At 37.6% G+C, this 10561-nt stretch carries 8 protein-coding genes and 1 pseudogene; 1 reads left to right on the top strand and 8 read right to left on the bottom strand.

What is annotated here, in order from left to right:
• The 7 genes from ACFVSH_RS18435 to ACFVSH_RS18405 all read right to left on the bottom strand — a co-directional run.
• A partial coding sequence (locus tag ACFVSH_RS18435) for an ABC transporter permease (RefSeq protein ID WP_387707230.1) occupies nucleotides 1–677 on the bottom strand: 677 nt, incomplete at its 3' end.
• A gap of 18 nt (nucleotides 678–695) precedes the next feature.
• Nucleotides 696–2177, bottom strand: a complete 1482-nt coding sequence (locus ACFVSH_RS18430; protein ID WP_387707228.1) for a sugar ABC transporter ATP-binding protein — start codon at nucleotides 2175–2177, stop codon at nucleotides 696–698.
• Nucleotides 2143–3702 (bottom strand): FGGY-family carbohydrate kinase, encoded by a 1560-nt coding sequence (locus ACFVSH_RS18425; protein ID WP_387707226.1) that lies wholly within the window; start codon nucleotides 3700–3702, stop codon nucleotides 2143–2145. Before ACFVSH_RS18425 ends, ACFVSH_RS18430 begins: the two co-directional genes overlap by 35 nt.
• A 2-nt stretch (nucleotides 3703–3704) precedes the next feature.
• Nucleotides 3705–4739 (bottom strand): galactitol-1-phosphate 5-dehydrogenase, encoded by a 1035-nt coding sequence (locus ACFVSH_RS18420; protein WP_387707224.1) that lies wholly within the window; start codon nucleotides 4737–4739, stop codon nucleotides 3705–3707.
• Between the two features lie 19 nt (nucleotides 4740–4758).
• The gene (locus ACFVSH_RS18415; protein WP_387707222.1) at nucleotides 4759–5688 is read right to left on the bottom strand and encodes a sugar-binding transcriptional regulator; all 930 of its coding nucleotides are present in this window, start codon (nucleotides 5686–5688) and stop codon (nucleotides 4759–4761) included.
• Between the two features lie 540 nt (nucleotides 5689–6228).
• The gene (locus ACFVSH_RS18410) at nucleotides 6229–7641 is read right to left on the bottom strand and encodes a DHA2 family efflux MFS transporter permease subunit (protein WP_387707220.1); all 1413 of its coding nucleotides are present in this window, start codon (nucleotides 7639–7641) and stop codon (nucleotides 6229–6231) included.
• Between the two features lie 582 nt (nucleotides 7642–8223).
• A complete protein-coding gene (locus tag ACFVSH_RS18405; RefSeq protein ID WP_387707218.1) occupies nucleotides 8224–8988 on the bottom strand; it encodes a hypothetical protein in 765 nt (254 codons plus the stop codon).
• A 599-nt stretch (nucleotides 8989–9587) separates the two neighbouring features.
• Here ACFVSH_RS18405 and ACFVSH_RS18400 point away from each other — a divergent pair.
• Nucleotides 9588–10274, top strand: a pseudogene (locus tag ACFVSH_RS18400) (ArsR/SmtB family transcription factor).
• Nucleotides 10275–10364: 90 nt separating this feature from the next.
• Here ACFVSH_RS18400 and ACFVSH_RS18395 read toward each other — a convergent pair.
• The coding region (locus tag ACFVSH_RS18395; RefSeq protein ID WP_387707216.1) for an EamA family transporter at nucleotides 10365–10561 on the bottom strand (197 nt) is incomplete at its 5' end.

Below are 10561 nucleotides of genomic sequence, written 5' to 3'. Positions count from 1 at the left end.
ACGAAACACCATGTAACATACTTCTCAACTGGAATACCCGAGAGTCTAGATGATTCTTCATTTCCGCCTACTGCATATATTTTTCTTCCGAATGTTGTGTATTTTAAAATCACCAGGGCTACAATCGTTAATGCAATCCAAACTACCGCGGTGAATGGAATCTTTCCAAAAACATTTCCGCCCAATGCAATAAAACCTTCCGGGAGATCGTATATTGGCTCTCCATTTGTTGATAGTAAGGCAAGTCCTCTTGCACTTACCATCATGGCAAGAGTTGCGATGAAGGCAGGAACTTTAAATTTAGTGGAAACAAATCCATTTACGAAGCCCAAAAAGGCTCCCGCTATAAGTGTAATGACTATGGCTAGTATAGGATTCATTCCTGTACCGAGCAAAATCGATACTAACATGCCTGCTAGCGCTAACACTGCTCCAACAGATAAATCAATACCAGCAACTAATATGACAAACGTCATTCCAATACTAACGATTCCTACAAAAGAAGACTGTTGAAGAAGGTTAAGTAAATTTTGTACAGAAAGAAATTGATTAGATAGTATGCTGCCAATCAGGATGAAGCCTAAAAAGATAAAGAAAAGATTATACTTCTTTAAAGTATTCTTAATTGAAGGGGATTTTGTTTGCTTTGCTTGAGTTACTTCCATATTTGCATTCATAGTACGCCTCCTTTTGTATTAACCAGATACGGCGATATTCATAATTTCGCTTTTATAATTGGAAGGATGCGAAAATTCCTTGATCAACTTACCTTCAAACATTATTAGTACCCTGTCACAAACGGTGAGTAGTTCTTCAATTTCTGATGTTGCCATTATTATGCTAGTCCCTTGATTTGAAAGTTCCTTCATAATGCTATAAATTTCGTCTTTTGCTCCTACATCGATTCCTTGCGTAGGTTCATCGAATAGTAGAAGTTTGGATTTCTTAATGAGCCACCTGGAAATTATGACTTTTTGCTGATTGCCCCCGCTTAGGTTCCTCATGGGCACATCACTACCGCTTGTTTTAATATTTAATTTCTTAATCATTTCTTGCATAACCATTTTCATTTGCTGTTGTTTTACAAAACTTCGCTTAGAAAAGGTGTGAAGGGAAGGCAGAAATGCATTTTCTAAAATGGATAAGTCCAGGTTAGCTCCTTCAGTTTTTCTATTTTCCGGCACAAGTCCCATGCCAGCATCCACTGCTTTTTTTGGAGAGGATATGCTCTTTTTCATCCCATCCATCTTCAGTTCCCCTGCTTGTATCGGATCTGCTCCGTATATCGCTCTTAGTAATTCTGTCCTTCCAGAACCCACCAGTCCGTATAATCCAACGATTTCTCCTTTACTTACTGAAAAAGAGACGTCTTGTATTTTATGATTTGTAAACCCTTTCACTTTTAAGAATTCTTCCCTATTTATTTCTGTATGGACCTTATCCTTTTTTTCAATAGAACGTCCGGTAATGTGGCGGATTAAATCAGGCTGTGCGAGGTTCTTCATCTCATCTGTGATAACCCATTTTCCATTTCTAAGAACGGTTACCCTGTCTCCCACAGCGTATAATTCTTCGAGTTTATGAGAAATATAAACAATCGTATACCCTTGTTTTTTTAATAGTTTTATAACATCATATAGTTTTAACACTTCATCATTGGACAAAGCGGTTGAGGGTTCATCCATGATTATTATTTTGCATTCTGTTGCTATGGCTTTTGCGATTTCCGTCATTTGTTTTAAACCCATACTGGCTTTAGATGTTTGCATGGTAGGTGATACAGATAATCCTAGTATAGAAAATAGTCTTTTTGCCTCTTCATTGATCTTTCTCCATTTTACAAAGCCTCCATTTGGCTTTAGATAGTTTCCAAGGAAAATATTTTCCGCTAAACTCAATTCTTCTACTAGGGAGAGCTCCTGATAAATAGTTGAGATTCCAAGAGACATACTATCAACAGGTGTTTGAATCGTTACCGGCTTTCCTTCTAACCTTATCTCGCCTTCATCTTTTGTATAGACACCTGATAAGATTTTCATTAAAGTAGATTTTCCAGCTCCATTTGCCCCAATTAGACAATGTACTTCTCCTTTTTTTAGAGTGAAGTTTACATTTTGTACCGCTTTCACACCTGGAAAAGATTTAGACACTTGCTTCATTTCGAGTATGTTGCTCACTCTGGTCACCCCCTCCATTTTTCAATTGTTTCATAATAGGAAATAATACCTGATTTAAATGTAAATAGTTTTCAAATAACATATCGTATTTTTTTGTTTTCTCCATATTTGGGTAATAGGTTTTTTCCATCTCTACCATAGATATCGACGCATCCTTCAAGGTGGAATGGAATCCTAGACCGTATGAAGCGATAATGGCCGCTCCTTTTGAACCGGTCTCAATATCTTTAGGAATCGAGATAGGAAGTCCAATGACATCACTTATGATTTGCATCCAGCAAGCATTGTGTGTTCCACCACCCCCTGCAATGATTCTTTCAACTGGGATCGAAGAATGATTCATGGTTCGGATTACATTTTTTGTACCAAACGCAATCGCTTCAAGAATGGCTCTATAAATGTGATATTTGTTATGTGATAGTGTAAGGCCAACAAAGGCACCAGTAGCATATGGTGTCTTATATGGCGTTCGATTCCCTTTCCAACTATCTATAACGAGCAACCCTTCACAACCTGGATCAATCTTATTGATTTCCATTTCAAGTTCTTTGTATATTTCTTTTTTGTCCGTCCGGTGTCCATAAAACTCTTGTAGAAACCATGAAATGATAGAGCCGCATGATAATTGACCACCTTCAAGAAGCCAGTGTTCCTCAAGAAGCGGTGAATCATAAGGACCCCAAAGTGACTCATTAAAAACCGGTTTATCGTGGTGCATTAAGTGAACAAAACTTGTACCCGTAATCATACTGAGCTGACCAGGTTCAAGAGCCCCTGAGCCAATCATACCGATATGAGCATCGATACCTCCTTGAAAAACCGGTACTCCTGTAACCAAGCCTAAATACTCCGCTGCACTTGATGTTATGTTTCCCACTTGATCACCGACTCTCAGAACGGTTGAAGGCCAGTGTTCAGTAATGCCTTCAAGACCTATTTCCTTGAAGAAGGATTCAGAAAATCCCTCTAATCGATCAACATAATTCCATTTACAGCTGGCATTACATTTCGATGCCACAAGCTCTCCTGTTAATTGATAATTGATCCAATCAATTTGTTCGACGATTCTTTTACCTGTTAAGTCATAATGCTTTTTCAACCATAAGGATTTTGTAGTCATCCACTCAACTGATGTTTTCTTGCCAGAGAATAGCAGATGATTTTCCACTTGAAAATGCTGATTACTATTAATCTCCTCTTCTTCAGCTGTAGCCCGCTGATCCATCCAGCATTGTGCTGGGGTTAGCGGATTCAAGCTTTCGTCTGTTAAGACAACGGTTGAAGAGGTAGCACAAAGGGATATCCCTTTTATCATTTTTGAATCGACCGCTCGAGTAACGTATTGCATGGCCTTCTGCAGCGCTCCCCACCAATCGTTCGCATTTTGTTCGGAATACCCATTTTTTCTGTGGTATGTTGGATAAGAGGCGCTTGCCGTATAAACATGCTTTCCTTCTACCGTGTAGACACCAACTTTTAAGGACTGTGTTCCAAAATCAATACCTAGTACAATATCGTTCTTCATAATTATTCTCCGGGGTAAAGCAAAATTTTATTAAAAACGATTTCTTTGTTTTTTATTTTTTTAAACACAGCTGGTGTTTCGTCTAAATCAAAACGATGGGACACAATTTCTTCTGTTTTGATCTTCCCTTGTGCCATACTCTCAATCACATATGACCATTCCTTACCAGGGAAGGGATCGGAAAAAGAATTCCAAGAGCCGTGAATACCAATTTCATATCGTAATAGACGATCAACTGTTTTAGCAGAGAGGGTTAATGGCTGATTAGAGATTCCAAGAAATACAACACGTCCCATTTTCCCAGTAATCAAGACCGCTTGATCTTGTGCAATGGCTGAGCCTGATGTATCAATAACAAAGTCCACATGAGTGTCCCCTAAGACCTCTGCTATATTTTCCCTTTTCGAATTGACGACACGATCTGCTCCTAGCTTTTTGGCAATTTCAAGTTTTTCTTCGAAAATGTCCACTGCAATTACTTCTTTCGCGCCCATTTCACGTGCGAATTGAACCGCAAACATACCGATTGCTCCAAGTCCCATAACGACAGCAGTATCACCTTTTTTTAAGTTTCCTCTCCAAAGACCATGAACAGCATTGGCAGCTGGATCAACCATCGCTCCTGCATCATACGAAATGGTATCTTCAAGTTTCAGGATATTTGCTTTCCCTACTTTTATGAAGTTCGCCATTGCACCATCTGTTCTTGAACCGTAATAGTTGTATGTATCGCATAAACCAAATTTTCCTTGGTTACAATAAACGCACTTCATACAAGGTTCTAATGGAGCAATTGTTACACGATCCCCGACGGACCATTCCATAGCTTTTGACCCACATTCTACTATTTGTCCTGAAAATTCATGTCCTAATGTTAATCCTTTATAATAAGCACCTTTTGTTAGAGCTCTAGGTATATCAGATCCACAAATTCCAATCGCCTTCACCTTAATCAATACTTCTGTTTCTGAGATTGAAGGTAACTCTACTTCCTCTACCTGTAAATTACCTGGCTCGTACAATTTAACTGCTTTCATGATGTTCCCCCCATTTAAATTACACAATTTCTTTCGCTAATTCTTCATCAATAAAGAGAACGTTTACATACCCTCCATTTAAAGCACCCTTTACACTCCGGGCTTTTGCCTTGCCTGCAGCTAAGGCGATGGAAAACTCTTTATTTCGTAATTCATCTAACTCTAGCCCAATGGTTCGTTTGTTCAAGTCTTTATCGACAATTTCCCCATCCAAGGAGAAATATCTTGAACAAATATCACCTACTGCTTTTTGATTCATTAATGTTTCGTACGAATTCCCTTTAAAATACCCGCCTTTATAGAGAACCGATTCAAATGACACATTCCCAATTCCAAATACGGCAATATTACTTTTTTTACCGAGATTTAATACTTGTTCAATACTAGAATCTTTCATAATTGAATCTGCTATATCCGAAGTATCCACAATGGATGGAACGGGTAAGAGGTAATGGTCGGCTGAAAACGCTTCCGAAAATTTTTCTAGCAAAGCCCCTGATCCTGTGGAAAAGTTACTCTTAGCTATTCCACCATTTAATTGAACGATTTTCATAAAGGGTAATTTTTTTTCCTTTAAATGAGGAATAACGTAACTCATGGATGTCCCCCAAGAAACACCTAAAATCGAGTGACTCTCACAAATTTCATATAAATATCCTGCAACCGCTTTGCCTATATCATTTTGAATGAGTGGCACTTCATCTACATAAACCGGTAAAACGAACACTTTTTTCAACTTATACTTTTCTTTAATTTTATTTGCTAGTTCTTGCACAGAATTAAGTGTGTAATTTATTTTGACATCAATAATGCCGGATTTAAACGCTGCATCAATAATCCTGCTAATCGTTGGTCTTGAATAGCTGAGTTTTTCTGCTATTTCCTTTTGTGTAAGGTTCATTTCATAATACATCTTAGCTACTACAATCATTTCTTCATTTGAGTACATGTCATCCTCCCTTCCGAGAAATTATGTTCACTCACTAAAATTAATTTCATGTTTAGATTATATGTAATTTTCTGATAAATGAAAACGCATTATTCATTTTTGAACATAATTTCAATTGTGTCTAAATAAGAAACAATTCTATCCTGAAATAAAATGTTATAACCAAGATTTAATCCTTTTTGGAAACCTAAATGAAAACAACAAAGCAGTGTATCCCGAAAATTGGAATGCACTGCTTTGTTGTTTGTTCGAAAGATAACTGGCTTTATTTCTCTTAATGTTATTCAGTATTTGAGCGATAGCAGCCTTTGTTTTGACTTCACCTGTTTTAAATGTCTTTCCAAGTTTACCGTAATCATTGTGGTAATAATAGTAAGTAGTCCAATTTCACCAGAACCCCACTTCTTCAAAACAATAACATCCTTAAGTCCATTGATACTTGCAATCGTTTCTACTCTGGCGGCAAAAAAAGATTTTTAGTTTAAAAAGATGAATCTATATTGTGATTCTTTTCAAGCCTAAAAACTCGAATTCAAATATTTAATTCTTCTCTCCACGTTCTTTTCCCGCTGATTTTTGATCCTTTATTTTAAAAGAAATGAGGAGGCTAATTAACGAAAGTACAGCGATGACAATAAATGAGATTTGCGCGCCATACATATCAGGATGGACTATCTCGGGACGCTGCTGAGCATTTTCTGTAGCTGATGTCATCACAGTAACAAGTATTGCAGTACCTACAGAAGCGGCAATCATTTTCATCGTATTATCCATTGCTGCACCATGGGCGATTAACCGTTTAGGCAGCTGGTTTAAGGCGGCCGTTGAAACGGGCATCATAACCATGGCTAATCCGAACATCCGAATACTGTACATGACCATTATAAATGTAAAACTTGTCGAAGGACCAACATCCATAAAAGTAAAGGATGAAGCGGTTATGAGGAGTAACCCGCCAATAACCAACCACCTGGCCCCAATCCGGTCAAAAATACGTCCGATGAACGGGGACATTAACCCGGTAATAAGTGCTCCCGGGAGTATCGCCAATCCAGCTTCAAACGCAGTAAATCCTCGCATGTTTTGCATAAATAGCGGGATGAGCGTTTCGGCACCTATCAGACCCATAAAGGTAACGGCTCCTATAATAATAGCAATCGGGAATAATGAAAACGTGAACACACGGAACTCCAGCATTGGATGCTTCAACTGCAATTGCCTTTTGATAAACCAAACAAGTGAAATTGTTCCAATGCCTAGCGATATGATGGTACTCTCGTCTGTCCAGCCATAATTACCTGCAGCTGTAAATCCATACAATAATCCACCGAAACCTACGGAAGATAAAACAATCGAAAGCACATCCACTTTTGGCCGTGTAACTTCTGTTACATTTTTTAAAGCGAAGAACGCAACTATGATATCAATAATGGCAATTGGAAGAATGATAAAGAATAATACCCTCCATGAGTAGGTCTCTGTAACCCAGCCCGACAAAGCGGGCCCAATAGCCGGCGCGAAGGAAATGACCAGTCCGACCAGTCCCATGGCTGCACCCCGTTTATGAACAGGGAAAATCATAAGGAAGACTGTTTGCATTAACGGGAGCATAATTCCGGCTCCGCCCGACTGAATCATCCTTCCAAGCAGCAGCATTCCAAAATTAGGAGCTAGCCCCGCAACCAATGTACCGGTAGCAAAAATCCCCATGGCTGAAAGGAAGAGCTGTCTGGTGGTAAAGCGCTCCAGTAAAAACGCGCTCACAGGAATCATGATCCCATTAACCAGCATAAAAACGGTTGTTAGCCATTGTGCACTATTTGCCGTTATATTCATTTCTTCCATCACAGGAGGAATCGCGGTAATCATTAATGTTTGGTTCAAGATCGCTATAAATGTACCCGCAAGCAAAAGGGCAACAATCGTTGTCTGTTTACTATTTGTTGAACTCAATTATGGTCCCCCTTTACGATTAGGAAAAACATACTTTTGTAGATTACAATAATTTACATCATATATCCAGTTATTTGCTGTTTAAAAAAAGAAATAAAGTCGGCATTAAATCATTACTCTCCCTACAAAAAAAGGAATTCCCTTTAAAGAATAGGTTGCTGTTGAGCCAAACACGGAAGCACCTTCAAAAGTCACTCCCCTATAAGGGCAGATCAAATAGCCGCAGTACATTCTTATAAAGTGATCGACTTTTTATTGCATAAAAATCTTAACTGACAAATAACCACTAATCACCATTGCATTTACGTTGTCGAAATTTGCATAACGTATGTTTTCCGCGTTTTGACTTTAAACCATTTATGGATCTTTTAAGAGAGCGCCATTCTATAGAGTCCAACATTCGACAAAAACCCCTCTGAAACTGATATAAACCAAACAGACAAGACCAATACTAGTGAATATAAATGAAGTATTAACCCCTTTGTATATGCGATAATCCTGGAATTTCCGTTTAATTTAACACTTCTAATTAAAAGGTTATATATTTTCTTTATCTCTCCTGCCAAATAAAAAGCACCCAATTTAATGGATGCTTAGATTTCCTTTCTTTCGTAATCTTATTTCAAATTTATCACTGAAAAATTCGTTTGCATTAAATATAGTACTAATGTCTGAGATATCACCTACGTTCACGATTAAAGCTTCGTCAACTTCTTGATCTGTGAGGACTATGCGATATTCATATTGATTTTCAAAATATTTATCTTTCCAAAAATAAATATCAGTCCCTTGATTTTTATAAGAGCTCATCCTAGCTGAGGAATTGATGTTATAATCATCATATTTTACCAATCCCCCTCTGTAAGCATATCCTTTTTCATTGAGTGTTCTAGTAATTCTGTCAATAAATTGCGATGGGGTAACAAAAATCAAGCTATCTCCGAACTCCCTGATCATTTTATCGATTTGTTCTTTAGGTAAATCAAATTTGGTATAGTAATACTTTTCATCCTCCTTAACCACTTTTAACATTTCGCCGACAATTGCAAACATACAGTATATTGGTCTTTTTTCATTTATATTTTTTCTAAAATTCAATTCTTTAGTTCGCCCCGACATGATTAATTCATGGGCATCTTGAGTAAAGAAATTCATTGTTAATTCCGTAAAAACATGTGCTGCTTCAAATTTGTCCCCTACACCTTTTTCTCCTGAAGCACTTTCCATATCAATATACTTTTTGAAATTATTCATATATAAATCTCCGGATAAGAAACTTTCCACAAAAGGTGTGAACTTTATAAATCCAAATACTTGGCCTTTAAATCCAATGTCTGATATTTTCATACTCTCCATTCCCTCCTATTTGACTACTAAAATTCGACAAAAGGGACTATTCACCGGTAATTATTCCAAGACTATTAAGGAACGTTTCCTGTTAGTGAACATGTAAAAATGTATGCCTAGTTCACAAAGAATATACTTCATTAAAAACCGCTTATCCAAAGGATAGACTGTCTTTCTTCTTTACAGTCTTCTTAATAACCTCTCCTGATTTCATAATCTCCCCCCAATAAAAAAAGCATCCAATTTAACGGATGCCCCTTTAACATCAATAAAAAACCTTCCAGTATTCATGAAACAAATGAATCTATATAATTACCCGTCCAAGCTTTTCGTTGAAGTGAAATTCAAACGGGGGTGCGCACGGATTTTAAGGCTTCAAGGTCAATTCTTTTAAAATCTATAATTTCTCCCTGGGCTGGCGATATGGTCATTTTATCGGCCGTTTTCAAAAATATTTAAAGCGGGAATCGTGAACATACAGAATATCACCAGGGCAGCGGTACTGTATAATAGAAAATAAGTTTACTTATTTTTAATGCTATTTACTTTGCTTTCAGTTTATTCAAACTAAAACATAGGTAGAAAGGTTGATAACTATTTTGAGTATACATCCAAATATGGTGGAGATAGCCTCCCTTCTTGGGGAAAAGTCACGTGCAACAATTCTTGCAAGTTTACTGGACGGGCGTTTTCATACGGCAGGTGAATTAGCATTGATGGCTGTAATAACACCACAAACCGCCAGCTTTCACCTTTCTAAATTAGTGGAAGGAAATCTTGTTAAAGTTGAAAAGCACGGAAGACATCGTTACTATCAGCTAGCAAATGAAGATATTGCGCGCATTTTAGAATCATTTCTGGCCATTTCCCCACCTCCTGAAGTTCTGTCGCTGAAACAATCAAGCCAAGTCAAATTGCTTAAGGAAGCCAGGACTTGCTATGATCATTTGGCAGGAAAACTAGGAGTTCAATTAACTTAATCTATGTTGAAAGCCGGATATTTGAAAAAAGAAGAGAGAGAGTTTACAGTCACACCCAAAGGAGATCGTTTTTTTTCTGAGTTCGGCATAGATTTACTTGATTTAAGAAAAAAACGCCGTTCTTTTTCCCACTCATGTTTAGACTTGAGTGAACGTCACCATCATCTTGGCGGTGCTTTAGGAAAAGGGCTCCTTACACATTTTTTTGATTTAGGCTGGATAGTCCGTGTTCCATCTATTCGCGCAGTTAAAGTAACAGCTAAAGGGAATGAAGGATTTAAGGAAGTTTTTTGTATAGATGTATAATTTAATCATCCCTCGTGAAAAAGAAAAGAGCTCTTGCCTTTTTCACGAGGGATTTTCTGTCCTTAGCAGCATAGACAATCCATACGATTACTATAAAGCTCTTTTAACGAATTTATTTTCCTTTTGGAAATTGCTATTTACAAGATAGATGCCAATGATAATAAACAGTCCGCCAATTAGGAGTGAAGTGTATATCGGTTCACCTAATAGTGCCCACCCTGATACGACTCCGAAGAAAGGTGCCAAAAATAAAAAGGCACTTGTTTTTCCTGGATCACTCTTATGTA

This window comes from Peribacillus sp. NPDC058002, from assembly GCF_042886655.1.
Lineage (GTDB): Bacteria > Bacillota > Bacilli > Bacillales > DSM-1321 > Peribacillus > Peribacillus aracenensis.
This window is presented reverse-complemented; position numbering and strand designations above follow the sequence as displayed.

Excerpts from the sequence above, each read along its gene's own strand:
- ACFVSH_RS18425 (WP_387707226.1), bottom strand. The coding sequence starts at position 3,702 with ATGAAGAACGATATTGTACTAGGTATTGATTTTGGAACACAGTCCTTA.
- ACFVSH_RS18420 (WP_387707224.1), bottom strand. The coding sequence starts at position 4,739 with ATGAAAGCAGTTAAATTGTACGAGCCAGGTAATTTACAGGTAGAGGAA.
- ACFVSH_RS18415 (WP_387707222.1), bottom strand. The coding sequence starts at position 5,688 with ATGTACTCAAATGAAGAAATGATTGTAGTAGCTAAGATGTATTATGAA.
- ACFVSH_RS18405 (WP_387707218.1), bottom strand. The coding sequence starts at position 8,988 with ATGAAAATATCAGACATTGGATTTAAAGGCCAAGTATTTGGATTTATA.